Below are 25,315 nucleotides of genomic sequence, written 5' to 3'. Positions count from 1 at the left end.
CCCCCCCCCCCCCCCCCCCCCCCCCCCCCCCCCCCCCCCCCCCCCCCCCCCCCCCCCCCCCCCCCCCCCCCCCCCCCCCCCCCCCCCCCCCCACCCCCCGCAGCAAGCCCGTGCCCCGGCACACCCCAGCCCCGCCGGCTCTTGAGGCGCAGGGGCCCGGGGACAGAGTCCCCGGGCCCCCAGGAGGGATCAGGCCGCAGCCGCGTCCGCCGCCTGGGCGCGCAGCGCGCGCTCCACGCCCGCGCGGGACTCCGAGACCAGGCGGCGCAGGGCCGCGTTCGGCTCGGCCGAGGCCAGCCAGGCGTCCGTCGCCGCGAGGGTCTGCGCGGAGACCTGGAGGGACGGGTAGAGCCCCACCGCGATCTGCTGGGCGATCTCGTGGCTGCGGGTCTCCCAGACCTCCTTGACCGCCGCGAAGTACTTCGCCGTGTACGGGGCGAGGAGCTCGCGCTGGTCGGTCTGGACGAAGCCCCCGATCACCGCCTCCTGCACCGCGTTCGGGAGCGAGTCGCCCTCGACGACCGAGGCCCACGCCTCCGCCTTGGCCTCCGCCGTCGGACGCGCCGCGCGGGCGGTCGCCGCGTGTCGCTCGCCCGCCGCGGTCCTGTCCCGCTCCAGCTCCGCCGCGATGGCCGGCTCGTCCGCGACGCCCGTGGCGACCAGGCGCTCCAGGAACGCCCAGCGCAGGTCGGTGTCCACGGCCAGGCCCTTGACCTCGGCCGAGCCGTCCAGCAGCGCCGCCAGGTAGGTCAGCTGCTCCTCGGTGCGGGCCGTCGCCGCGAAGGCGCGGGCCCACGCCAGCTGGTGGTCGCTGCCCGGCTCCGCCGCGCGCAGGTGCTCCAGCGCGGCATCCGTCCAGACGGCCAGGCCCTGGTCGCGCCACGCCGGGTCGGCGTACAGCTCCACGGCCAGCTTGACCTGGCGGTGCAGCGACTGGACGACGCCGATGTCCGACTCCTTGCCGATGCCCGACAGGACGAGGGCGAGGTAGTCGCGGGTGGCCAGCTCGCCGTCGCGGGTCATGTCCCAGGCCGAGGCCCAGCAGAGGGCGCGCGGCAGCGACTCGGTGAAGTCGCCCAGGTGCGCGGTGACGTTGGCGAGGGACACCTCGTCGAGGCGGACCTTGGCGTACGACAGGTCGTCGTCGTTCAGCAGGACCACGGCCGGGCGGGCGCGGCCCACGAGCTCCGGTACGGCCGTCAGGGCCCCGTCGATGTCCAGCTCGATGCGGTCGGTGCGCACCAGCTTGCCGTCGGCCAGGTCGTAGAGGCCGACCGCGATGCGGTGCGGGCGCAGGACCGGCTCGCCCTTGGCGCCGGCGGGCAGCGCGGGGGCCTCCTGGCGGACGGCGAAGGCGGTGATGGCGCCGGAGGCGTCCGTCTCGATCTCCGGGCGCAGGATGTTGATGCCGGCCGTCTCCAGCCATGCCTTCGACCAGGCGGTCAGATCGCGGCCGGAGGTCTCCTCCAGGGCGCCGAGCAGGTCCGACAGGCGGGTGTTCCCGAAGGCGTGCGCCTTGAAGTACGCCTGCACGCCCTTGAAGAAGGCGTCCTGGCCGACGTAGGCCACGAGCTGCTTGAGCACCGAGGCGCCCTTGGCGTACGTGATGCCGTCGAAGTTGACCAGGACGTCGTCCAGGTCACGGATGTCGGCCATGATCGGGTGCGTGGAGGGCAGCTGGTCCTGCCGGTACGCCCAGGTCTTCATGGAGTTGGCGAAGGAGGTCCACGCGTGCGGCCACTTCGAGCCCTCCGCGTAGGCCTGGCAGGCGATGGAGGTGTAGGTGGCGAACGACTCGTTCAGCCACAGGTCGTTCCACCACTCCATGGTGACGAGGTCGCCGAACCACATGTGGGCGAGCTCGTGCAGGATCGTCTCGGCGCGCGTCTCGTACGCCGCGTCCGTCACCTTCGAGCGGAAGACGTACTGGTCGCGGATGGTGACCGCGCCCGCGTTCTCCATCGCGCCCGCGTTGAACTCTGGCACGAAGAGCTGGTCGTACTTCGCGAAGGGGTAGTCGTAGGCGAACTTCTCCTGGAACCAGGTGAAGCCCTGCCGGGTCACGTCGAAGATCGCGTCGGCGTCGAGGAACTCGGCGAGCGAGGGGCGGCAGTAGATGCCGAGCGGGACGGACTGCCCGTCCGCGCCCTCGTAGGAGCTGTGCACCGCGTGGTACGGGCCGACGATCAGGGCCGTGATGTACGTGGAGATGCGCGGGGTGGGCTCGAAGCGCCAGACGTTGTCGGCGGGAGCCGCGGGCGTCGGGGAGTTCGAGATGACCGTCCAGCCCGCGGGGGCCGTCACGGTGAACCGGAACGTCGCCTTCAGGTCGGGCTGCTCGAAGCTGGCGAACACCCGGCGCGCGTCGGGGACCTCGAACTGGGTGTACAGGTACGCCTGCTCGTCGACCGGGTCGACGAAGCGGTGCAGACCCTCACCGGTGTTGGTGTAGGCGCAGTCGGCGACGACGCGGAGCTCGTTGGCCCCTGCGGCGAGGTGCGCCAGCGCGATCCGGGAATCCCGGAAGACGGCGGCGACGTCGAGGGCCTTGCCGTTGAGGACGACCTCGTGCACGGCCGGGGCGACCAGGTCGATGAAGGTCTCGGCGCCGGCCTCGGCGGACTCGAAGCGCACGGTGGTCACGGAGGGGTAGGTGCCACCCTCCTGCGCGCCGCTGAGATCGAGCTCGATCTCGTACGAGTCGACAGTGAGCAGCTTTGCGCGCTGCTGAGCCTCTTCACGGGTCAGATTCGTGCCTGGCACGCGGTCATCTCCTTCGATGGTGACGTTCCGGCCCATCCTTCCACGCGGGCCGGGCCACCGCGCCGGAGTAATCCACGGGCGAAACTCGACGTCCGATTTCCGCCAGCTCCGACCGGTCCGACGGGAGCACCCTGGACCCCATGACCACCCACACCGTGCTCGCCATCGCCCCTCCCGTCCTGGCCGGCCTGCGTTCCCGCGACGACGCCGGGCGGCCCGCCGCCCCCTACGAGGACCCGGAGGGCGGCGCCCCGCTGCGCTGCTGCCTGCGCCGCAGCGTCCCCGGCGAACGGATCGCCCTCGTCGCGTACGCCCCGCTGCGCCGCTGGGCCGCCGAGACCGGCGCCGACCCGGGGGCCTACGACGAGCAGGGCCCGGTGTTCATCCACGCGGCGGACTGCGGCGGACCGGCCCCGGAGGCCGGCCTGCCCTTCGCGCACCCCGGCGCCCTGCGCACGGCCCGCCGCTACGACGCCGCGGGCCGCATCCTCGGCGGGCGGGTGCTCGACCTCGCCGAGGATCCGGACGCGGTGGTCGGGCAGGCGCTGACGGAGGCCTTCGAGGACCCGCGGACCGCGCTCGTCCACGTCCGCGCGGCCGAGTTCGGCTGCTACCTCTTCGAGGTCCGTCGGGCTTAGCCGCACCCCGGGCCGGGGCGGGGGCCGGGGCCGGGAACGCCGGAGGGCGGCACCGTCACGGTGCCGCCCTCCGCCGGTGCGCACGGTGCGCGCGGGATCAGCCGCGCAGCTCCTCGGCGACCAGCTCCGCGATCTGGACCGCGTTCAGCGCGGCGCCCTTGCGGAGGTTGTCGTTCGAGAGGAACAGCGCGAGGCCGTTCTCGGTGGTCTCGTCGACGCGGATGCGGCCCACGTACGAGGCGTCCTTGCCGGCGGCCTGCAGCGGGGTCGGGATCTCCGAGAGCTCGACGCCCGGGGCGTCCCCCAGCAGCTCGTAGGCGCGCTCGACGCTCAGCGGGCGGGTGAAGCGGAGGTTGACCTGGAGGGAGTGCCCGGCGAAGACCGGTACGCGCACGCAGGTGCCGGAGACCTTGAGCTCCGGGATCTCCAGGATCTTGCGGGACTCGTTGCGGAGCTTCTGCTCCTCGTCGGTCTCGAAGGAGCCGTCGTCGACGATCGAGCCCGCGAGCGGGATCACGTTGTAGGCGATCGGACGCTTGTAGACGGCGGGCTCGGGGAACTCCACCGCGTCGCCGTCGAAGGTCAGCCGGTCCGCGGTCTCGGCGACCGCCGAGGCCTGGCCCTTGAGCTCGGCTACGCCCGCCAGGCCCGAGCCGGACACGGCCTGGTAGGTGGTGGCGATCAGCGCGGTCAGACCGGCCTCGTCGTGCAGGGGGCGCAGCACCGGCATCGCGGCCATGGTGGTGCAGTTCGGGTTCGCGATGATGCCCTTGGGGCGGTTCTTGATCGCGTGCGGGTTGACCTCGGAGACGACGAGGGGGACCTCGGGGTCGCGGCGCCAGGCCGAGGAGTTGTCGATCACGACGGCGCCCTGCGAGGCGACCTTCTCGGCGAGGGCCTTGGAGGTGGCGCCGCCCGCGGAGAAGAGCACGATGTCCAGGCCGGAGTAGTCGGCCGTGGAGGCGTCCTCGATGGTGATCTCCCGGCCCTCCCATTCGAGGGTGGAGCCGGCTGAGCGGGCCGAGGCGAACAGCCGCAGCTCGTCCACCGGGAACTTGCGCTCGGCGAGGATGCCGCGCATGACTCCGCCGACCTGTCCGGTGGCTCCGACGATTCCGACCCTCACGGTGACTCCTCTTGGTACGTACGACGCGGGCGCGCGTGAAGCCATCATGCGTTCGACCCCACGAGCCTTGTCCAATCCATTGTCCGAGGAGCGGACGGTGTTCTGTGTGTGAACCCCGGTGACAACTCCGTGGCGTCCGTGTTGCACCGCCGCGCGGCGGGTGTTTGGCCTGGTCGGAGCCGGTTACGGTCCCGTGTGTCGCGTCCGCAATCCGGACGTCCGTTCCGCACTTCGAACTCGGGGAGAATCACCGTGCGCGCCATCCGCCACCGCCGCCGGTCCATACCGGCGCTCGCCGCCCTCGCGGCCGCCACCGTCGCCGCACCCGTCCTGCTCGCCGCCACCCCGGCCGCCGCCCACCCGCGCGAGGGCCGCCTCGCCCGGGAGCTGGTGGAGGAGGTCACCGCCCGCGGGGCCTACCGCCACCTGGCGAAGTTCCAGCAGATCGCCGACGCCAACGGCGGCAACCGCGCCGCCGGCACGCCCGGCCACGCGGCCTCCGCCGCCTACGTCCACGACACGCTGAAGAAGGCCGGGTACGAGGTCTCGTACCAGGACTTCGACATCTACGACGCGCACACGAAGACGGAGAAGACCACCGTCCTCGGCGGCGCGGACCCCCGTGAGCTGGCCACGGCCGCCTTCACCTTCACGAAGTCCACCCCGGCCGGCGGCCTGACCGCACCGCTGGCCCTCGCCCGGGTCGACGAGACCCCGGGATGCGACGCCGCCGACTATCCGGCCGGGGCCTTCACCGGGAAGATCGCCCTGGTCAAGCGCGGCACCTGCACCTTCGTGGAGAAGCAGCGGGCGGCCGCCGAGGCGGGCGCCCTTGGTGTGATCGTCTACAACCACAGCGGGACCACCCCGGTCCGCGGCTCCTTCTCCTCGCCCGCCGAGGGGATCATCCCGAGCGCCGGGATCACCCTCGCCGACGGCGAGGCGCTGACCGCGGCCGCCGCGAAGGGCGAGGTGACCGTGCGCCTGGACCAGGAGCACCTGAAGAAGACCACGCGCAACGTGATCGCCGAGACCCGCGGCGGCCGCGCCGACCGCGTGGTCACCGTCGGCTCCCACCTGGACTCGGTCCCCGAGGGCCCGGGCATCAACGACAACGGCTCCGGCTCGGCCGGCCTGCTGGAGGTGGCCCTCAAGCTCGCGGACGAGGGAGCCAACAAGAAGGGCAAGGGCAAGCAGACTGCCAACAAGGTCCGCTTCGCCTGGTGGTCGGCGGAGGAGCTCGGCCTGCTGGGCTCCGAGCACTACGTGGCGCAGCTGTCCGAGCCGCAGAAGAAGAACATCGCGCTCTACCTGAACTTCGACATGATCGCCTCGCCGAACCCGGCGCAGTTCGTCTACGACGGCGACGACTCGGACAAGACAGGCGAGGGCGCCGGACCGGCCGGCTCGGCGCAGATCGAGGCGCTGATCAACGGCTTCCTCGACAAGAAGCACAAGCCGCACGAGGGCAGCGACTTCGACGGCCGCTCCGACTACGGCCCCTTCATCGCGAACGGCATCCCGGCGGGCGGCACCTTCACCGGGGCCGAGGGCGTCAAGACGCCGGAGCAGGCCGAGCGGTACGGCGGCACGGCCGGGGCCCGTACGACCCGAACTACCACGGGGCGGGGGACACCCTGAAGAACATCGACCTGAAGGCCTTCGACACCAACCTGGACGTGATCGCCCACGCGGTGGGCACGTACGCCCAGGACCTGAGCTCGCTGGGCAGGTAGTCCGCGCCCGAGGGGGCGGCCGGCGGGGGGACGCCGGCGGGGGGAAGCCCGAGGGGGAGACGACGGGGGAAACGGGCGGGGGCGGTGCTCTGACGAGCACCGCCCCCGCTGTGTTCAGGCCGCTACCGGGTTACGGCAGGACCTTCTCGATCTGCACGCTGCCGGTGCCGGCGGCGGTGCCGCGGGCGTTGAGCAGCTTGACCTCGCCGAAGAACTGGCGGCCTTCCGGAGCCGCGCTGTTGACCAGCACGTTCGCGGAGACGGTCGCCGAGGCGCCGTTGGCGAGGTTGACCGCGGCGGCCTCGTCGACCTGGACGGTGCCCAGGGCGGCCGAGTAGTAGACGTCGCGGTAGTCGTACGTGGTGGAGCCGGACGGGATCGCGTAGCCGAACACCTCGATGGTGTAGGTGCCCGCGGCCGGATTGACGAGGCTCACGGCCTCCTCGGAGTCGCCGTCGGCGGAGGAGGCGACCTTGACGCCGTCCTTGTACACGTCCAGGTCGAGGTCGGCGGCGGTGTCGGACACCTTGCCGATCGCGATGTCGAGGCGGGAGACGCCCTCGCCGATCGTGACCTCGGTGGTCTGGGTCTCACCGGCGGCGATGGTCGGCTTGGCGACCTTCGCGGAACCGAGCGGACCGCCCTGGAGCTTGCCGCCGGAGATGGCGGCCCCGTCGTTCTTCACGGTCCACTGGACCGGCGCCGGGGTGCCCTGCTTGACCTCGGGCAGGACCTTGACCGCGGGGTCGAAGGCCGCGCCGAGCACGGAGACGTCCAGCTTGAACGGGTTGTCGAGCAGCGGCGAGGTACGGCGCGACTCGACCTCGATCTCCCAGACGCCCGGCTGCGGGTTCGGGTACGAACGCAGGTCGGGACGGCACTGGTTGGCCGGGTTGTCGTAGTTCGGGTAGCACTGGGTCGTCGCGCTGTCCTCGACGCCCACACCGTACGGGTGGATCGAGATGAAGCGCGTCTGGCTGCCCGGCTTCAGACCGCCGAGGGCGACCTCAAGGGTCTTGGCGCCCGCCGGGACGGTCACGAAGTACGACTTGTGGCTGTTGCGCTGCACGGACGAGGTGTCCGAGTAGCTGAACGCGGGCTTCGCCAGCGGGGTCGAGACGACGACCGTGGAGAGGATCTGCTTGTCGATGCCCTCGGTGAAGGGGTCGTCGAGCTGCAGGATGCCGCTGTGGACGCCGGCGGTCTTGGCCTTGGCCTCGACCTTGATGGTGACGGGCTTGTTCAGGGGCAGGGTGACGTAGTCGTAGCCGCCGATGACCTTGAACGTGCCGTCGTCGTTGCGCCAGCTCAGCTGGTGCGGGGTGCCGTACTTGACGCCCGTGGTGCGGGTGACGACGACGTCGTAGACCTTCTTCTGGCCGACCTTCAGGCCGCCCTCTCGGTCGTAGACGCCGGTGCCGAAGCCCGGGGTCTTCAGGAACTGGTCGATCGCGGTGTCGACCGGGGCCTTGACCGTGAACTCGTTGGCCTTGGCGCCGCGCTGGATGGACTCCCACGCGCCGGGGATGTTGATCAGGCCCGCGCCCTGGGCGTGCGCCGGAACGTCATCGATCTTCTTCGCACTGCTGGTGAGCGCGATGCGCAGGGCCGCCGGGGTGAGGGCGATCTTCTGCTGCTTGGCGGCCGAGATCAGCAGGGCGCTGGCGCCCGCCGCCTGCGGCGAGGACATCGAGGTGCCCTGGAGCATGCCGTAACCGGCCGGCAGGTTGTAGCCGGCCTCCTTCACCGGTGCACCGGGCAGCCAGGTCTGGATGGAGTTGATCGACGCGCCGGGGGCGGTGATCGTCGGCGTGAACCCACCGTCCTCGCGCGGACCGCGGGAGGAGAAGGGGAACATGTTGTACTTCTTGGTCACGCCGGAGCCGTAGTTGGCCGCCCAGGTCTCCTTGGAGACCGCCGCACCCACGGAGATGACCTTGTCCGCGAGGCCGGGGTCGCCGATGGTGTTGATGCCGGGGCCCTCGTTGCCCGCCGAGATGACGAGCTGGACACCGTAGGTGTCGATGAGGTTCTTGTAGAGCTCGGCGCGCGCGTTGTTGCCGTCGTTCAGGGCCGGCAGGCCGCCGATCGACATGTTGACGATGTCCACACCGCGGTTGACGACGAGGTCGATCATGCCCTCGGTCAGCGCGATGTTGGTGCAGCCGCCGGACCAGGAGCAGGCGCGCGAGGAGACGATCTTGGCGCCGGGCGCCTCGCCGTTCATCGCGCCGCCGAACAGGCCGTTCGCGGAGGTGATGCCCGCGACGTGGGTGCCGTGCTCGGACTCGATGATGCCGACGTTGACGAAGTCGGCCTTCTTGCCGATCCAGTCACCGCCCAGCGGGTCCATCGGGACGTCCTTGCGGATCTCGATCACGAACGGGATGCGCTCGGCGACCTCGGTCGCCGGGTTGTCCGTGCCGAAGTAGCCGATCTGGTAGCCGTCCTTGTACGGCTTCATCGGCTCGTTGTTCGTGAAGTCGTTGTCCTGGTCGGTGTCGACGCGGACGGTCCCGGCGACCGGGTCGTAGAGCAGGCCGAACCGGTCGGTGGTGTCCCCGTCCCGGTTGACGTCGCCCTTCATGTCACCGGTGGCGGTGATCGACTCGGTGAAGCGGCTCCACTGGAACGAGCCCTCGGGAGCCTTCCAGGTCCCGCCGCCCGCGGTGAAGGTGCCACCGGTGACCGGGGTGATCTGCGCCCGCCAGGTGGCGTCGGCGTCGGCCAGCGGGTCGGTCGCGGTGACCCAGTCGACGATCTTGCGCTCGCCGGTGGTGGTCTTCTGGAGCGCGGGGTGACCGAGGTCGACGCCCGAGTCCAGGATGCCGATGGTCACGCCGCGGCCGTCGGCCTTGGGGTTCTTCTTGAGGAAGTCCAGCGCACCCGTCTCGAAGGACGGGTTGTACGGGTTCTTCGCCGGGGTGTTCTTGTCCGGCCCCGGGTACGTCTCGGCGGTCTTCTTCGCCGTCCCGGTCTCGCGGCCCGCGTCCGGACGGGGGTCCGGCAGCTGGATCTCGTGGCGCAGGTCGATGCCGTGCACGGCGGACAGCTTGGCGGCCGCCTTCAGCGCGGCCTCCGCCTTGTCGGTCGGCAGGGTGGCCCGCACGTAGCCGAGCTTGTCGTACGTCTGGCCCACCGAGGCGCCCTGGACGTCGTCGAGCTGCTTGGCCACCTGCTGGGTCTCGCCGGGGGCGGTCGCGACCATGACCGTGACGGTCTTCTCGCCCTTGGTCTTGGCTTCCTGGAGCAGTTCGGCGTCGGCCGAGCCGAGCTTCTCCTCGGCCGACTTCACCGCGGGGCTGGACGCGGGGGTGTTCGAGCCGGTCGCCGCGAAGACGGGCATGGCGCCGGTGGCCGCGAGGGCGGCCACCAGGCCGGCCGCGGCCGCGACGCGCGCGGCGCGTCGGGCCCCGGATATGGAGCTGGGGGAGTCGAGGGTCATCAGCATCCCTGGCTAAGTGAAAGGTACGGTCCGGATTTCGGTGCCGGATGACCGGTCAGCCTCGCGTAAGTGACAGCTCTTTGGGGAGAGTTGTCACGGACCGATACCTGCCGTGGCGGACTCCCGCCAGCTCAGGGCATACGCCAGAAGGCTCGTACCGGACCGAACCGGTGCGAACCTTCTGGGGTGAACATGGATTTGTAGACTTCCCGACCGTGCGTCAGGGGTGGGGCGGACCCCGGTCTCAGATCAGGTGTGACAACTTCCCGGCGCTCAGCGCTCGCGCGTGCGCGCGTAGTGGCGGGATGCTTTCGCCCGGTTTCCGCAGGCGGCCATCGAGCACCAGCGGCGGGTGCCGTTGCGCGAGGTGTCGTGGAAGCGCAGTACGCAGGTCTCGGAGGCGCACGTGCGGATCCGGCCGGGTCCGGAGCCCAGCAGCTCCAGGTAGTCGCGGGCGGCCGTCCAGGCCGGACCCCAGGCCGGATCGTCGAACTCCGTGCGTTCGCCCGGTCCTTCGGCGGTCAGGGTCGCCCGGATCCGCCCGTGTTCCAGGACGGCGTCGACCAGGGCGCGGGCGCTCTCGTCGGCCGGGTCCGCGACCGCGCGGGCCAGCGACTCGCGGGCGGTGAGCAGGTGGACCAGGGTCGCGGGGTCGGCGCGGAAGCGGCCGGCCAGGCCGGTGCTCTCCAGCCAGACCGCGAGCCCCTCGACGCGGGTGAGGCCGAAGGCCCCGGCGAAGAGGTCGACGGGTTCGCCGTCCTGGACCCACCGGGTGTTCAGCAGGTCCAGGGCCACCGGTTCCCCGGTCAGGGGTCGGGGATCCGCCGTCTTGTCGGCCGCCGTCATGTCCGCCTCCTCGTGGCACTAACCCCTCAAGACTACGTGAGCGGTTGACTCCTCCGGCTCTAACCTTTAATCTCGATTTAGAAGGTTAGAAATGTGAATGGTTTCCGGGAAGGAACCGTTGTGACGACCGTCATCAGCAAGCTGCGCACCGGCCACGTGGGCCTCAACGTCACGGATCTCGACCGGTCGCTCGTCTTCTACCGCGACGGACTCGGCTTCGAGCTGCTCGGCGAGGGCAAGGAGGAGGAACGGCGCTTCGCCTTCCTCGGCCAGGACGGCGAGCTCGTGCTCACCCTGTGGCAGCAGGCGGAGGGGGCCTACGCGCCCGCCGCGGCCGGACTGCACCACCTCGCGCTCTCCGCGGACGCCATCGAGGAGGTCCGGGCGTACGAGGAGCGGCTGCGCGCGCTGGGCGTCGACTTCGCCTACGAAGGGATCGTCGCCCACGGCGAAGGGGCGGCCTCCGGCGGGATCTTCTTCCACGACCCCGACGGGATCCGTCTGGAGATCTCCGTGCCGAGCGGCGCCGAGGGCGCCGAGGCTCCCACCACAGGGGCCCCGACCTGCGGGTTCTTCTAATGTCCGGGTACCACTGGGGCTCGCTGGCCGTCCAGGAGCGGGTGGGTGTCCGCGAGCAGGCCGTGCACGTCGGGCAGTCCGTCACCCCGCACATCAAGGAGGTGGCGGCGGCCTTCCTGGGGCTGCAGCCCCACCTGGTCGTCGGCGCCGCCGATCCGGGAGGCCTGCTCTGGGCCTCACTGCTGACCGGCGCCCCCGGTTTTGTCCGGGCCACCGGGCCGGACCGGATCGCGGTCAAGGGCGGGATCCCCGAGGGCGATCCGCTGACCGAGGCGCTGGCCACCGCCGGAACCCGGGTCGGAACCATCTCCCTCGACCCGCGCACCCGGCGCCGGATGCGGCTGGGCGGAACCCTGGAGGTCACCCCCGGCGGCTTCGCGCTGGTGGCCGAACGGGTCTTCGCCAACTGCCCCAAGTACCTCCAGAAGCGGCAGCCTGTCCAGCTCGCCGCCGAAGGAGCCGGTGTCGTGCGGCGCGGGGACGCGCTCACCCCCGACCAGGAACGGGCCGTCCGCGCCGCCGACACCTTCTTCGTCGCCACCTCCGCGGGGGCGGACGGGGCCGACGCGAGCCACCGGGGCGGAATGCCGGGCTTCGTCGAGGTGCTGTCCCCGACCGAACTGGCCTGGCCGGACTACGCGGGCAACGCCATGTTCCTCACCCTGGGGAACCTGCTGGCGGACCCGCGGGCCGGGCTGCTGTTCCCGGACTGGGAGAGCGGGGCGCTGCTCCAGCTCAGCGGGCGGGCGGAACCGGAGTTCGGGGCGGGCGGGGAGCGGCGGGTCCGCTTCCGGATCGAGTCGGTGGTGGAGAGCGTGCACCCGGGGCGGCTGCTGTGGAGCGCCCCGGAGTACTCGCCGGCCAATCCGGCGCTCCCCGCGCCGCCTTGGCAGCCTGCGGCGTAGGGGCTGCGGCAGCCTGGGGTCCTTCGGCCGGGCCCTCACTTGGGCAGGACCACGAGGTAGGAGGCGGGCTCGCGGTCGGCGGCCGCCGTCAGGGCGGTCCGTACGACCGCCGCCTGCTGCTCGGGCCAGTCGCGGAGCTTGCGCGGGGTGATGTGCAGGACCGTGATCCCGCACCGCTCCAGGGTCTCCCGCTTGCGGACCGACTCCGACCACGCCTCGTCCTCGCCCTGGCGCGGGGCACGGGTGTCGATCTCCACGGCCACCGCCTGCTCCGGCCAGTACGCGTCCACCCCGCCCAGGTGCGGGCCGCCGGGCAGCCGCAGGTCCACGTTCCAGACGGGCTCGGGGAGCTCGAAGCCCCGTACGAGCTGGTACAGCCGGTCCTCGGCGATGGCCCGGCCCTCGGCGAGCAGGGATTCGACGGCGTCGACCACGTGCGGGCGGTTCAGCAGCCGGGCCACCGTCAGCTCCCTCACCACGGCGGCCGGTTCGCAGTGCCCGGCGCGGACGGCTTCGCTGAGCAGGCGGCGGACCGTACCGGCGTCGGAGAGCTGGGCGACGGCGTCGGCGACGGCGCGGGCCACGGGGGCCACGGGCAGCCCGGTGACCTCCACCGGCCGGGGCGGGGTGTGCGTGCGGACGATGCGGACCTGCCCGGCGGAGCGCAGCCGGCGGGTGTTGGGGACGAGCACGTCGATCTGGGCGAGGCCGAGCAGGGCGGGGGCGGAGGAGAACCGGTACAGGGCGAGCGCGGCCAGCCCGGTGATCATGACCTCGTCCCCGCGGCGCCCCGCGTACAGGAGCGCCGCGTGCAGCCGCTCCTCGCTCGTCGCGGGCCCGGAGTGGAGCAGGAACACCCCCGGCAGGATCTGCTGCCAGGACCGCTCGGCGGCATCGGAGGCGGAGACCCCGTGCTCACGGAGCTGGGTCAGCGACAGCACGCGGGGGCGGTTGTCGGTGAGGTGGGCGAGGGGGAGGGGTGCGTTGTGGTTCATGACGCTGAGATTCCCTCAGGCCATGGCCTCGCTAACCCCTGTTACACATCCGTCGGCAAATCGGGACAAGCCGGGGCTAAAGTACGGGCGTTCGACTGCCGAAGGGCTGGCCTGCACGCGCACGCCGGCGGGCTGGACATCCAGCCCGCCGGCGTGTGCGGCGCGGGGTCCGGGGCGGAGCCCCGGGGAACAGCGGAAGGGCGGGCCGGGGACAGCCCCGCAGGGCTAGCCGGCCGCCACGTCGCAGGCCTGCGCGCGCAGCGCACGGGCCAGGTCGTCACGCGACTCCAGCACCAGCCGCCGCAGCGCCGGCGCGGCCGACTCGTGCGCCGACAGCCACGCATCCGTCGCGTCCAGGGTCTCCTGGGAGTCCTGGAGCGACGGGTACAGCCCCCGCACCACGTCCATGCCGATCTGGATCGACCGGTCGGCCCAGATCCGCTCGATCACGGCGAAGTAGGGGCCGGTGTACGGCGCGAGCAGCCCCCGCTGCGAGGACTGCTGCATCCCCGCGATCGTCGCCTCGACCAGCGCGTTCGACAGCGTGTCCGCCTCGACGACCGAGACCCACGCCTGGTCCTTGACCGCCGCCGACGGCCGCGCCGCCAGGCACCGGACCTGGTGCCGCTTGCCCGAAGCCGTGTCGTCCCGCGCCAGCTCCGCCGCGAGGACCTCCTCGCCGATCGCCCCGTGCGCGGCCAGCGGCAGCAGGAAGTCCCAGCGCAGCTCCTGGTCCACCTCCAGCCCGTCGATCCGCGCCGATCCCTCCAGCAGGCCCAGCAGCAGCTGGAAGTCGCCTTCGGTCGCCGCGCCCGCCGCGAAGAAGCGGGCCCAGGTGAGCTGGTGCTCCGAGCCCGGCTCCGCGAACCGCAGTTCCTGCAGCGCGCACGCCGCCAGCACCTTGCCGCCCTGCTCCCGCCAGGCGGGCGCCGCGTAGCGGCTGACCGCGGTCAGCGCCTGCGCGTGCAGCATCTGGAGCACGCCGACGTCGGTCTCCCGGCCGGCGTGGGCCAGTACGAGCGAGACGAAGTCCCGGGCCGGCATCAGCCCGTCACGCGTCAGGTTCCACAGCGCCGACCAGCACAGCGCGCGGCTCAGCGGGTCCGTCACCGAGCCCAGGTGCGAGCGCAGCGTGGCCAGGGAGCCCTCGTCGAAGCGGATCTTGCAGTAGGTGAGGTCCTCGTCGTTGACCAGGACCAGGGCCGGCTTCTCCTGCCCGGTCAGCTCGCCGATGACCGTCCGCGCTCCCGCGACGTCCGCCTCGGCCCGCGCGTAGCGCACCAGCGCCCCGTCCGGGTCCAGCCGGTACAGGCCCACCGCGACCCGGTGGGGGCGGAGCTCGGCGCCGTCCTGTGCCACCGCGAGCTCGGTCACCCGGCCGCCGGCGTCGCAGGTCACCACCGGGGTCAGCGCGTTCACGCCGGCCGTCTGCAGCCAGGCGCGCGACCATTCGGCCATGTCCCGCCCGGACACCTCCGCGAGCACCGACAGCAGGTCGTCGAGGGTGGTGTTCCCGTAGGCGTTCGCCTTGAAGTAGCGCCGCGCGCCCTCCAGGAAGGCGTCCCGGCCCACGTACGCCACGAGCTGCTTGAGCACCGCCGCGCCCTTGGCGTAGGTGATGCCGTCGAAGTTCAGCTTCGCGTCCTCCAGGTCACGGATGTCGGCCGTGACCGGGTGGGTGGACGGCAGCTGGTCGGCCCGGTAGGCCCACGCCTTGCGGCTGTTGGCGAAGGTGACCCAGGCCTGGTCGAAGCGGGTGGCCTCGACGAGCGCGAAGGAGCCCATGAAGTCCGCGAAGGACTCCTTCAGCCACAGGTCGTCCCACCACTTCATGGTGACCAGGTCGCCGAACCACATGTGCGCCATCTCGTGCAGGATCGTGTTCGCACGCCGCTCGTAGGAGGCCTGCGTGACCTTCCCGCGGAAGATGTACTCCTCGCGGAAGGTCACCATCCCCGGGTTCTCCATGGCGCCGAGGTTGTACTCCGGCACGAAGGCCTGGTCGTACTTTCCGAAGGGGTACGGGTAGTCGAAGATCTCGTGGAAGAGGTCGAAGCCCTGCTTCGTGACGAGGAACACCTCGTCCGCGTCGAAGTGCTTCGCCAGCCCCTTGCGGCAGATCGCGCCGAGCGGGATCGTCAGGTCCCCGCGGGTGTAGGAGTCCGTGACGTAGTGGTACGGCCCCGCCACCACGCAGGTGATGTACGTGGAGATCGGCGCGGTCTCGGCGAAGCGCCGGGTGTCGCCCTCGCGGGACTCCTCGGCGCCGTTGCTCCAGACCTGCCAGCCCTCGGGCGCGGTCACCTCGAAGCGGTACGGGGCCTTGAGGTCGGGCTGCTCGAAGTTGGCGTACACCCGCCGGGCGTCGGCCGGCTCGTACTGGGTGTAGAGGTAGACCTCGCCGTCCTCCGGGTCCACGAAGCGGTGCATGCCCTCGCCGGTCCGGCTGTACGCGCAGTCGGCGTCGACCACGAGCACGTTCTCGGAGGCCAGCTCGTCCAGGGCGATCCGTGCGCCGTCGAAGACGACGGCCGGGTCCAGCGCGCGCCCGTTGAGGGTCACGGAGTTCACCCGGGGCGCGATCAGGTCCGCGAAGCTCGCGGCTCCCGGAGCGGCGGCGCGGAAGCGGACGGTGGTCACCGAGCGGAACGTCCTGGGGCCGTCGGCCGGTTCGGCCTCGTCCACCGCGGACCTCAGGTCGAGGACCACCTCGTACCCGTCGACGGACAGCAGCTCGGCCCGCTCGCGGGCCTCGTCACGGGACAGATTCTCTCCGGGCACGTGCACTCCTTCGTGCGTGATCGCGATACCTGAGCGAATCCTCCCACGGGGGAATGCGTGTGCGGCCGGAGCGGTTGGGCAGGGAGGAACGTTCCGATCTGAGGAGAGACATGGCTGACACCCAGGTGCGCGAGAAGACCGCCGTCGACTTCTGGTTCGACCCGCTCTGCCCCTGGGCCTGGATGACCTCCCGCTGGATGCTGGAAGTCGAGAAGGTCCGTGACGTAGAGGTCCGCTGGCACGTGATGAGCCTTGCCGTCCTGAACGAGAACAAGCTCGACGAACTGCCCGAGGTCTACCGCGACCTGCTCGGCCCCAAGGGCTGGGCCCCGGTCCGCGTGGTCGTCGCCGCCCAGCAGAAGTTCGGCGACGAGGTCACCGGCAAGCTCTACACCGCCCTCGGCACCCGCTTCCACAACGAGGGCACGGGCCCGACCCGCGAGGCCATCGCGGAGGCGCTCGCCGAGGTGGGCCTGCCCGCCGAGCTCATCCACTTCGCCGACTCCGACGAGTACGACGAGGTCCTGCGCGACTCCCACAACGACGGCATCAACCGCGTCGGCCAGGAGGTCGGCACCCCGGTCATCTCGGTGCCCGGCGCCGACGGCGAAGAGGTCGCCTTCTTCGGCCCGGTCGTCACCCCCGCCCCGCGCGGCGAGGCCGCGGCCCGCCTCTGGGACGGCACCCTCCTGGTCGCCTCCACCCCCGGCTTCTACGAGATCAAGCGCACCCGCACGCAGGGCCCGATCTTCGACTGACGTCGACCGGATTCGAGTAGCAGGGGTCCGGTTCCTCCCTTAACGTCCCCCTATGGGGACTAGTCCGACACGGGAGGAACCGCTCGGCCGCAGCGGCGGCCGGGCCGAGCCCGCGATACCGAACGACAACGCCGCGCACGCCAGCCTGCCCGCACGCCCCCGAGACCGGGTGCTGCGGGCGGCTTGCGTTGCGGTGCCCCCGCTGTGGACGGCCCTCGGGGTCCGCCAGGCCGCCGGCACCCTGCGCCACTACCTGCGCGGCACGGGCCGCCCGTACCGGGTGGACGCGCGGGCGCTGCTCGCCGTGCCCGCCGTACGGGAGGACGTGGCCCGGCGCCTGGCCGAGTGGCGCCGGGCGGCGCGGGCGCTCGGCGAGCCCGGCGCGTACGCGGCCGACAGCGGCTGGCGCGGGGTGCTGATCACCCGCCGCGCCCGCGAGGGCGGCAGCACGGACTGGTGGCTGGCCCTGCGCGGGGTCCAGTACCGGATCAGCGGCACGGTACGGGTCCACGAGGACGGCTCGGTGGTGAGCGACTACCGCTTCCAGGTGCACAAGAGCTGGAACTTCGACCGGGGGGAGTCCGAGTTCGGCATCCCCTTCACCCCGTTCGCCCGGCTCCACGAGACCGGGCTGGCGCGGGAGTTCACGGTGGTCGGCGAGGTGGACGGCCTGGTGGACGCCCCGGGAGATGCTCCGGGAGACGCAGAAGGCCCCCGCGAGTCACGTCCTCGCGGGGGCCTTCTGGTGGACACGCCCGCACGCGAAGGTTGAGAAGACGATCACGAGGCGGACGGGACGGTGGTGCCGATCAGCCCTTGGCGGGGATCAGCAGCGGGGTGTTCGCCTTGGCGTCGGCGTAGCGCTTGGCCACGTCCTGCCAGTTGACGACGTTCCACATCGCCTCGATGAAGTCCACCTTCTGGTTCTTGTACTGAAGGTAGAAGGCGTGCTCCCAGGCGTCGAAGACCAGGACCGGGGTGCTGGCGATGCCCACGTTGCCCTGGTGGTCGTAGACCTGCTCGACGACGAGGCGGCCGCTGACCGGCTCGTACGCGAGCACGCCCCAGCCGGAGCCCTGGGTCGCGGAAGCGGCGAAGGTCAGCTGCTTCTTGAACTTCGCGAAGGAGCCGAAGGATTCGGTGATCGCGTCGGTCAGGTCGCCCAGGCCGTCGGCCGCGGTGGGCTCGCCGCCGCCCTCGCCGGTCTTCGGGCTGGCCATGTTGTGCCAGTAGATGCTGTGCAGGATGTGGCCGGAGAGGTGGAACGCGAGGTTCTTCTCCAGGCCGTTGAGCGCGCCCCAGTTCTCCTTGTCGCGCGCCTCCTCCAGCTGCTCCAGCGTGTTGTTGGCGCCCGTGACGTAGGCCGCGTGGTGCTTGTCGTGGTGCAGCTCGATGATCTGCGGGTTGATCACCGGCTCGAGAGCCGCGTAGTCGTAAGGAAGCTCAGGAAGCGTGTAGATGGCCATGCGTGTTATCCGGTCCCCTCAGCGAGCCAACTGCTTATTGCAATCAATGCGCAACTGCACGCTAGCAGTATCTATTCCTCGATTCTCATAAGGGTCACCTCACTTGTGGGGACCTCCGGAACGCCGGAAGCCGGGCCCATGCGATCGCATGAGCCCGGCTTCCGGACGGTGGTGAGCGGTGGTGCGGCGGGGTGCTACGCGGCTTCGCGCGCCGCCGCCCGGTGCTGGATGAGGTAGCCCGTGGCGGCCAGGGCCGCGGTCAGGCCGCCGGTGAAGACGAGCTGGATGCGGGTGTCGTCGTCCATGGCCATCAGGACCAGCACCCCGGCGAGTCCGGCCAGCGCGACCCAGGTCAGATAGGGGAAGCCCCACATCTTCACGACCAGCTTCTCGGGCGCCTCGCGCTCCGTGCGGCGCCGCAGCACGAACTGCGAGACGGCGATGAAGCCCCAGACGACGAGGATGACGCCGCCGACCATGTTCAGCAGCCAGGCGAAGAGGGTGTCCGGGTACCAGTACGACAGCAGCACGGTGACGAAGCCGAAGCCGGAGGAGGCCAGCACCGCCCGGCGCGGCACCCGGCCGGAGAGCTTGCCCAGCGCCTTGGGGCCCTGGCCGCGGGAGACCAGGGAGTAGGCCATGCGGGAGGAGCCGTAGATGTTCGCGTTCATCGCGGACAGCAGGGCGATCAGGATGACCACGTTCATGACCTGCCCGGCGTGCGGAATGCCCAGGTGGTCCAGGGTCGCCGCGTACGGGCCGTCGGAGGTGACCGCCGGGTCGTTCCACGGCAGCAGAGTGACGATGACCAGCATCGAGCCCACGTAGACGATCGCGATCCGCCACATCGTGGTCTTCACGGCCTTGGCGACGCCCCGGACCGGGTTGTCGGACTCGGCGGCCGCGATGGTCACCGTCTCCAGCCCGCCGTACGCGACCACCGAGGCGAGCAGGCCGACCAGCAGCCCGTCCACGCCGTTGGGCAGGAAGCCGCCGTCGTGGAGCAGGTTGGCGGCGCCGGGTGAGCCGGTACCGGGCAGCAGGCCCAGGACGGCCAGCACGCCCAGGCCCAGGAAGAGGGCGATCGCGCCGATCTTCAGGGCGGCGAACCAGAACTCGAACTCACCGAAGTTGGAGACGGCGGCCAGGTTGGAGCCGCAGAACATCGCCATGAACACCAGCACCCACATCCACGAGGGGGTGCCCGGGAACCAGCCCGTCATGATGTGCGCCGCGCCGATGGCCTCGATGGCCACGCCCACGCAGAGCAGGGTCCAGAACATCCAGCCGGCGGTGAAACCGGCCCACGGGCCGATGGCCCGCTCCGCGTGCACCGAGAAGGAGCCGGAGGAGGGGTTCGCGGCGGACATCTCGCCGAGCATGCGCATCACGAACATCACGAGCAGCCCGGAAGCGGCGTACGCCAGCACGATCGAGGGGCCGGCGGCCGCGATGCCGGCGCCGGAGCCGACGAAGAGGCCCGCGCCGATGACCCCGCCGAGGGCGATCATCGAAAGGTGGCGCTGCTTGAGTCCGTTGCCGAGGGGCGATCCGGCGTCGGGCCGGATCGGGCTCTGCTGCTCGGGAGGGGTGATGGTGCTCTGGCTCATGGGGGCCAGTCTGCCGATCGTCCGATAATCGGACGTCTTATGTCCATCATACGGACACCGGTTTCACCGGACGTGACCGGCCGCGGGCGCAGCAGAACGGGCCCGGGACCGAAGTCCCGGGCCCGTTCCGCGCACCGGTCGAGGTCAGGACCGCTCGGCCCGGGACTCCCGGATCTCGCGGATCCACGCCACCAGCAGCACCGCGGCCGCTGCCCCCGTGGACCACAGCAGCTGCGGCCGCGCCGCATCGTCGAACAGCATCAGGACCAGCACCGTCGCCATCCCGATCAGCGCCGCCCACGTCGCGTACGGGAACAGCCACATCGGCAGCGTCAGCCGCTCCGGCATGTCCCGCTCGATCTTCCTGCGCAGCTTCAGCTGCGAGACCGCGATCAGGGCCCACACGAAGATCAGCACCGCGCCGACCGCGTTGAGCATGTAGAGGAAGATCGTGTCCGGCCACAGCAGGTTCAGCACGACCGAGAAGAAGCCGAAGGCCACCGAGGCGACGACCGCCCGGCGCGGCACCCCGCTGCCCGACACCTTCAGCAGGGACTTCGGGGCCTCGCCCCGCTCCGCCAGTGAGAAGACCATGCGGGAGGACCCGTACAGGTTCGCGTTGAGCGCCGACAGCAGGGCCACGAAGATCACGACGTCCATGATCTGGCCGGCGTGCGCGATGCCGATCGAGTCGAGGACCGCCACGTACGGGCTCTGCCCCGGCTCCAGGGAATCCCACGGCAGCAGGGTCACGATGACCAGCATCGAGCCGACGTAGAAGAAGAGGATGCGCCACACGGCGCTGCGCACGGCGCGGGACACGGACCGGGCCGGGTCGTCCGACTCGGCGGCCGCGATGGTGACGACCTCCAGGCCGCCGAAGGCGAAGACCACGGCCAGCATGCCGGCCACCACACCGCTCGCGCCGTTCGGGAAGAAGCCGCCCTGGCCGGTCAGGTTGGCCATGCCGACCGGGTCGGTGTCGGGCAGGAGGCCGAAGACGGCGAGGGTGCCGAGGATCAGGAACAGCACGATCGCGCCGACCTTGAGGGCCGCGAACCAGAACTCGAACTCGCCGAAGTTCCGCACGGCGGCCAGGTTGCTCAGGGTGAAGACCACCATGAAGACGAGCACCCAGACCCACTGGTCCACCGAGGGCAGCCAGCCGTTCGCGATCTTCGCCGCGGCGGTCGCCTCCACCGCCAGCACCACGACCAGCAGGAACCAGTACAGCCACCCGGCCGAGAAGCCGGCCCAGCGCCCGAGCGCCTTCTCCGCGTAGACGGAGAAGGAGCCGGAGGCGGGCATCGCCGCCGACATCTCGCCGAGGGCGCGCATCACCAGCATCGCGAGGACACCCGCGAGCAGGTAGGAGCAGATGATCGCGGGACCGGCGATGGTGATGCCGGCGCCGGAGCCGACGAACAGCCCGGCGCCGATCACCCCGCCGAGGCCCAGCATGGTCAGGTGGCGCTGTTTGAGGCTGTGGCTCAGGGGCTCCGCAGGGAGCTCGTCCGTGGTGCCGGGAGGGGCGGACGGCAGGTCGCGCATGAGGGGTGCTCGTACTCTCTGATGGCCTGGCGGCGGTGGGGGCTCCGCGGCAGTTGGAGGGACCCTACAGTCTCTCCGGAGAGCGCCCATCCGCGCAAAACGGACGTGTCAGCCGTCATTGCCCGTGATGCGGATCACTCCAACTGGGGCGCTGAACGGGCTATTTGTCCACTCCCCACCAAACGGGGGAGCGCTGCTTTGTTCCGGGCCACCCTGATGGGACCCCGGACCCGGGACTAACGTCGGTGATCGTCCCTGCCGCCCCACCCCCCTGCGGAGTCCCCGATGAGCACTGCTTCCGTCTCCTTCCGGCCCGGCGCCGTCCTCGCCGACCTGCTGCCCGCGAGCCGCGTCCGCGACCTCGCGCTCGTGGCCGGCGGAGCCGCGCTCACCGGCCTGGCCGCGCAGATCGCCGTGCCCGTCCCCGGCTCCCCGGTCCCCGTCACCGGCCAGACCTTCGCCGCCCTCCTGGTCGGTACCGCCTTCGGGGCCCGCCGCGGCTTCCTCTCGCTCGCCCTCTACGCCCTCGTCGGCATGGCCGGCGTGCCGTGGTTCGCGGGCGGCAGCTCCGGCGCGGGCGGCGCCTCCTTCGGCTACGTCCTCGGCATGCTCCTCGCCGCCACCGTCGCGGGCGCCCTCGCGCGGCGCGGCGCCGACCGCTCGGTGCTGCGCACGGCGGGCACGATGGTGCTGGGCTCCGCGCTGATCTACGCCGTCGGCGTGCCCTACCTCGCGCTGTCCACCGGGATGTCCTTCGGCGCGGCCGTCGCGGCCGGGCTGACGCCCTTCCTGATCGGCGACGCCCTCAAGGCGGCGCTGGCGATGGGCCTGCTGCCGGCCGCCTGGAAGCTGCTCGGCCGCGCGTGAGTCCCCGTACTGCGCACGGGAGCCCCGGACCGCGACGGGCGGTCCGGGGCTCCCGTCGTCGGGCGAGGTGCTACGCGGAGGCCTTCAGGGCGGCCTTGCGGCGGAGCTGGCGCGCCACGCCGATCGCGATCACCACGGCCGCGACCAGCAGCGACAGCAGCACGGTCTCGCGGTTGTCCTTGTCGTAGACCATGTAGCCGAGGACGAAGGTGATCATCGCGGCGGTGGCCCAGGTCAGGTACGGGAAGAGCCACATCTTCACCGTCACCTTCTCCGGCGCCTCGCGCATGAGGATCCCGCGCATCCGCAGCTGGGTCAGGCAGATCACCAGCCACACGAACAGCGCGATCGCGCCCGAGGCGTTCAGCAGGAAGCTGAAGACCGTGTCCTTGAAGGCGTAGTTGAAGTAGACGGCGACGAAGCCGAAGACGACCGAGCCGAGGATCGCGGCCATCGGCACGCCGCGTTTGTTCACCTTGGCGAAGGCCTTCGGGGCATCACCGCGCTCGCCCAGCGAGAAGGCCATGCGGGAGGCGGTGTAGAGGCCCGAGTTCAGGCAGGACAGCACGGCCGTCAGGACGATCACGTTCATGATCTGGCCGGCGTGCGCGATGCCGATCGAGTCCAGGGCGGCGACGTAGGAGCCCTTGTCGACGATCGACTTGTCGTTCCACGGGAGCAGGGTCAGCACGATGAAGATCGAGCCCAGGTAGAAGACGCCGATGCGCCAGATCACCGAGTTGGTGGCCTTGGTGACCGCGCGCCGCGGGTCCTCGGACTCGCCGGCGGCCAGGGTGACGATCTCGCTGCCCATGAAGGAGAAGACGACCATCAGCACACCGGTGAGGACCGAGCCCCAGCCGTTCGGCATGAAGCCGCCCGTGTCGGTGAGGTGGGCGAAGCCCGCACCCGGGTTGTCCGAGCCCGGCAGCACGCCGAAGACGGCCAGCAGGCCGACGATCACGAAGCCGCCGATGGCGACCACCTTGATGCCGGCGAACCAGAACTCGAACTCGCCGTACGAGGCGACCGAGCCGAGGTTGGTGACCGTCAGCACGGCCATCACGATCAGCGCCCAGGCCCACTGCGGGACGGCCGGGACCCAGCCTTCGAGGATGACGGCGCCGGCGGTGGCCTCCACGGCCAGGACGACGACCCAGAAGAACCAGTACAGCCAGCCGATGGAGAAACCGGCCCAGCGGCCGAGCGCCCGGTCGGCGTACGCGGAGAAGGAGCCGGAGTTCGGGCTGGCGGCGGCCATCTCGCCCAGCATCCGCATCACGAAGACGACCATCGCGCCGACCAGCGCGTAGGAGATCAGGATGGCGGGGCCGGCCTTGGCGATACCGCCGCCGGAGCCGACGAACAGTCCCGCGCCGATGACACCGCCAATGGCGATCATGGACAGGTGGCGGTTCTTGAGACCGGCTTTCAGACCGTCGGAGGGCTGGCCGTCACCGGGATTGCCGGTGGGGGCGCCTTCCTTCTGAAGGGTCGTCGTGGAGCTCATGGACGGATCCTTAGGTTCTCGGGTGGCGAGCCCCGGCATTCAAACCCGAGATGAACGTAGGGCGGAAGACCCCAATCCGGATCGTTGCGCTGGGACGAACGTCCAGGTCCCAGGTCCCACGGTGTCCCATCTGCGTTCTTTGGGTTTACTTGAGCTTTAGAAGTGACTTACGCGACACCCCGCGGCGGGTCCCCGGCCCGGCTCGTGCCACACTCGGACCATGCGCGTGTACCTCGGATCCGACCATGCCGGCTTTGAGCTCAAGAACCACCTGGTGGACTGGCTCAAGAACAACGGCCACGAGCCCGTCGACTGCGGGCCCCACATCTACGACGCGGTGGACGACTACCCGCCGTTCTGCCTCCGCGCCGCGGAGAAGACCGCCGCGGACGCCGGCTCCCTCGGCATCGTGATCGGCGGCTCCGGCAACGGCGAGCAGATCGCCGCCAACAAGGTCAAGGGCATCCGCGCCATCCTCGCGTGGAGCGTCCAGACCGCCGAGCTCGGCCGCGAGCACAACAACGCCAACGTCATCTCCGTCGGCGGCCGCATGCACACCGAGGACGAGGTCGTCAGCTTCATCGACGCCTTCCTGAAGACGCCGTACTCCGACGAGGAGCGCCACACCCGGCGGATCGACATGCTCTCCGCCTACGAGGCCACCGGCGAGCTCCCCCCGATCCCGGCGCACCACCCGCAGGGCTGATCCCGCTTCCGGCCGCGGCGCCCTCCGGGGCGGCGCGGCCGGTTTTTCGTTTCCGGGGCGACCACGTCCCGGCTCGTCGTCTCCGAGGAGTACCGCCGTGCCCGAGGGGCATACGATCCACCGCCTCGCCGAGGACCACACCGAGCGCTTCGCCGCCCGGCCGGTCCGGTTGAGCAGCCCGCAGGGCCGCTTCGCCGAGAGCGCCGCCCTGCTGGACGGCCGCGAGCTGGAATCCGCCGAGGCGCACGGCAAGCACCTGTTCCTCGAACTGGGCGACGCCTGGATCCACATCCACCTCGGCCTCTTCGGGAAGCTCGGCTTCGGCCCCGCCCCGGCCCCGCCCGCCGCGGACACCGTCCGGCTCCGGCTGCTGAACGAGGACCACTACGCCGACCTGCGCGGCCCCACCGCGTGCGCGCTCATCGGCGAGGGCGAGAAGAAGGCGATACACGACCGGCTCGGGCCGGACCCGCTGCGCCCCGCCGACGACCCGGACCGGGCCTGGGCCCGGATCTCGCGCTCCCGCACCACCGTGGCCGCCCTGCTCATGGACCAGAAGGTCGTCTCGGGCGTCGGCAACGTCTACCGCGCCGAGGTCCTCTTCCGGCACGGCATCGACCCCTACCGCGCCGGCAAGGACCTCACCCGCCGCGAGTGGGACGCGATCTGGGCCGACCTGGTCCTCCTCATGCGCGAGGGCGTGCGCAACAACCGCATCGACACCGTCCGCGACGAGCACCTGCCCGAGGCGATGGGCCGCCCGCCGAGGGTGGACGACCACGGCGGGGAGGTGTACGTCTACCGGAGGGCGAACATGCCCTGCCACATCTGCGGGGGCGAGATCCGCACCGCCGGTCTCGCCGCCCGCAACCTCTTCTGGTGCCCGGGGTGCCAGGCCCGCTAGGCCGCCTCTTCCGGATCTTTCTGCTCGTTCGGCTCTAGGGGGTGTCTTGTCGATCAGGCCGGGCTCGCGGGGTCTGGCACCGCGCCTCGCCGCGTTGTCGTCACTCGCCGACTTCCCCAAGCTCTCGGC

General features: G+C 71.2%; 18 protein-coding genes and 1 pseudogene. 9 read left to right on the top strand and 10 right to left on the bottom strand.

Features of this window, described 5'->3' with window-relative positions:
* Window positions 1-189: 189 nt before the first annotated feature.
* On the bottom strand, window positions 190-2,763 hold the full coding sequence (pepN, locus tag ACIA8F_RS38355) for an aminopeptidase N (protein WP_399385682.1): 2,574 nt from the start codon (window positions 2,761-2,763) through the stop codon (window positions 190-192).
* Window positions 2,764-2,903: 140 nt separating this feature from the next.
* Between pepN (ACIA8F_RS38355) and ACIA8F_RS38350 the strand changes: the two genes are divergently transcribed.
* Window positions 2,904-3,401: a DUF1203 domain-containing protein gene (locus ACIA8F_RS38350; protein WP_399385681.1), complete on the top strand. Its 498-nt coding sequence runs from the start codon at window positions 2,904-2,906 to the stop codon at window positions 3,399-3,401.
* A 97-nt stretch (window positions 3,402-3,498) separates the two neighbouring features.
* Here the strand turns inward: ACIA8F_RS38350 and ACIA8F_RS38345 are convergent, their stop codons facing one another.
* The gene (locus ACIA8F_RS38345; RefSeq protein ID WP_399385680.1) at window positions 3,499-4,527 is read right to left on the bottom strand and encodes an aspartate-semialdehyde dehydrogenase; all 1,029 of its coding nucleotides are present in this window, start codon (window positions 4,525-4,527) and stop codon (window positions 3,499-3,501) included.
* A gap of 252 nt (window positions 4,528-4,779) precedes the next feature.
* On the opposite strand from ACIA8F_RS38345, the pseudogene ACIA8F_RS38340 reads away from it, so the two are divergent.
* Window positions 4,780-6,263 (top strand): annotated as a pseudogene (locus ACIA8F_RS38340) (M28 family metallopeptidase).
* 130 nt (window positions 6,264-6,393) lie between these two features.
* Here the strand turns inward: ACIA8F_RS38340 and ACIA8F_RS38335 are convergent.
* A complete protein-coding gene (locus ACIA8F_RS38335) occupies window positions 6,394-9,708 on the bottom strand; it encodes a S8 family serine peptidase (RefSeq protein WP_399385679.1) in 3,315 nt (1,104 codons plus the stop codon).
* A 273-nt stretch (window positions 9,709-9,981) separates the two neighbouring features.
* Window positions 9,982-10,554, bottom strand: a complete 573-nt coding sequence (locus ACIA8F_RS38330) for a CGNR zinc finger domain-containing protein (protein ID WP_399385678.1) — start codon at window positions 10,552-10,554, stop codon at window positions 9,982-9,984.
* A gap of 120 nt (window positions 10,555-10,674) precedes the next feature.
* Between ACIA8F_RS38330 and ACIA8F_RS38325 the strand changes: the two genes are divergently transcribed.
* Window positions 10,675-11,133, top strand: a complete 459-nt coding sequence (locus tag ACIA8F_RS38325; protein WP_399385677.1) for a VOC family protein — start codon at window positions 10,675-10,677, stop codon at window positions 11,131-11,133.
* Window positions 11,133-12,038, top strand: a complete 906-nt coding sequence (locus ACIA8F_RS38320) for a pyridoxamine 5'-phosphate oxidase family protein (RefSeq protein ID WP_399385676.1) — start codon at window positions 11,133-11,135, stop codon at window positions 12,036-12,038. The genes ACIA8F_RS38325 and ACIA8F_RS38320 overlap by 1 nt, the downstream gene beginning before the upstream one ends.
* Before the next feature lie 35 nt (window positions 12,039-12,073).
* Here the strand turns inward: ACIA8F_RS38320 and ACIA8F_RS38315 are convergent, their stop codons facing one another.
* Window positions 12,074-13,033, bottom strand: coding sequence for a hypothetical protein (locus tag ACIA8F_RS38315; RefSeq protein ID WP_399385675.1), 960 nt, complete (start codon window positions 13,031-13,033; stop codon window positions 12,074-12,076).
* Window positions 13,034-13,258: 225 nt separating this feature from the next.
* Entirely contained in the window at window positions 13,259-15,814 is a 2,556-nt protein-coding gene (gene pepN, locus ACIA8F_RS38310; RefSeq protein WP_399385674.1) for an aminopeptidase N, read from the bottom strand.
* 110 nt (window positions 15,815-15,924) lie between these two features.
* Between pepN (ACIA8F_RS38310) and ACIA8F_RS38305 the strand changes: the two genes are divergently transcribed.
* Together ACIA8F_RS38305 and ACIA8F_RS38300 are read left to right on the top strand one after the other, a co-directional pair.
* A complete protein-coding gene (locus ACIA8F_RS38305) occupies window positions 15,925-16,572 on the top strand; it encodes a DsbA family protein (protein ID WP_383953127.1) in 648 nt (215 codons plus the stop codon).
* Window positions 16,573-16,624: 52 nt separating this feature from the next.
* Window positions 16,625-17,344 (top strand): hypothetical protein, encoded by a 720-nt coding sequence (locus tag ACIA8F_RS38300; protein WP_399385673.1) that lies wholly within the window; start codon window positions 16,625-16,627, stop codon window positions 17,342-17,344.
* Window positions 17,345-17,381: 37 nt separating this feature from the next.
* Here the strand turns inward: ACIA8F_RS38300 and ACIA8F_RS38295 are convergent, their stop codons facing one another.
* The 3 genes from ACIA8F_RS38295 to ACIA8F_RS38285 form a co-directional block, all read right to left on the bottom strand.
* Window positions 17,382-18,038, bottom strand: coding sequence for a superoxide dismutase (locus tag ACIA8F_RS38295; RefSeq protein ID WP_281210776.1), 657 nt, complete (start codon window positions 18,036-18,038; stop codon window positions 17,382-17,384).
* 194 nt (window positions 18,039-18,232) lie between these two features.
* Window positions 18,233-19,648, bottom strand: coding sequence for an amino acid permease (locus ACIA8F_RS38290; RefSeq protein ID WP_399385672.1), 1,416 nt, complete (start codon window positions 19,646-19,648; stop codon window positions 18,233-18,235).
* 144 nt (window positions 19,649-19,792) lie between these two features.
* Window positions 19,793-21,199, bottom strand: coding sequence for an amino acid permease (locus ACIA8F_RS38285; RefSeq protein ID WP_399385671.1), 1,407 nt, complete (start codon window positions 21,197-21,199; stop codon window positions 19,793-19,795).
* Window positions 21,200-21,484: 285 nt separating this feature from the next.
* Here ACIA8F_RS38285 and ACIA8F_RS38280 point away from each other — a divergent pair, with 285 nt between their 5' ends.
* Entirely contained in the window at window positions 21,485-22,066 is a 582-nt protein-coding gene (locus tag ACIA8F_RS38280) for a biotin transporter BioY (RefSeq protein ID WP_399385670.1), read from the top strand.
* A 70-nt stretch (window positions 22,067-22,136) separates the two neighbouring features.
* On the opposite strand, the gene ACIA8F_RS38275 is transcribed toward ACIA8F_RS38280, so the two are convergent.
* A complete protein-coding gene (locus ACIA8F_RS38275) occupies window positions 22,137-23,576 on the bottom strand; it encodes an amino acid permease (RefSeq protein ID WP_399385669.1) in 1,440 nt (479 codons plus the stop codon).
* Between the two features lie 220 nt (window positions 23,577-23,796).
* Between ACIA8F_RS38275 and ACIA8F_RS38270 the strand changes: the two genes are divergently transcribed.
* Window positions 23,797-24,282 carry a ribose-5-phosphate isomerase gene (locus tag ACIA8F_RS38270; RefSeq protein ID WP_399385668.1) on the top strand — a complete coding sequence of 162 codons (486 nt, stop codon included), beginning with the start codon at window positions 23,797-23,799 and terminating at the stop codon, window positions 24,280-24,282.
* Between the two features lie 97 nt (window positions 24,283-24,379).
* Window positions 24,380-25,186, top strand: a complete 807-nt coding sequence (locus ACIA8F_RS38265) for an Fpg/Nei family DNA glycosylase (protein ID WP_399385667.1) — start codon at window positions 24,380-24,382, stop codon at window positions 25,184-25,186.
* Window positions 25,187-25,315: the final 129 nt, after the last annotated feature.

This window comes from Streptomyces sp. NPDC051563, from assembly GCF_044454225.1.
Taxonomy (GTDB): Bacteria; Actinomycetota; Actinomycetes; order Streptomycetales; family Streptomycetaceae; genus Streptomyces.
Note: the sequence above shows the minus strand (reverse complement) of the source record. Positions and strands in the feature narration are given on the sequence as shown.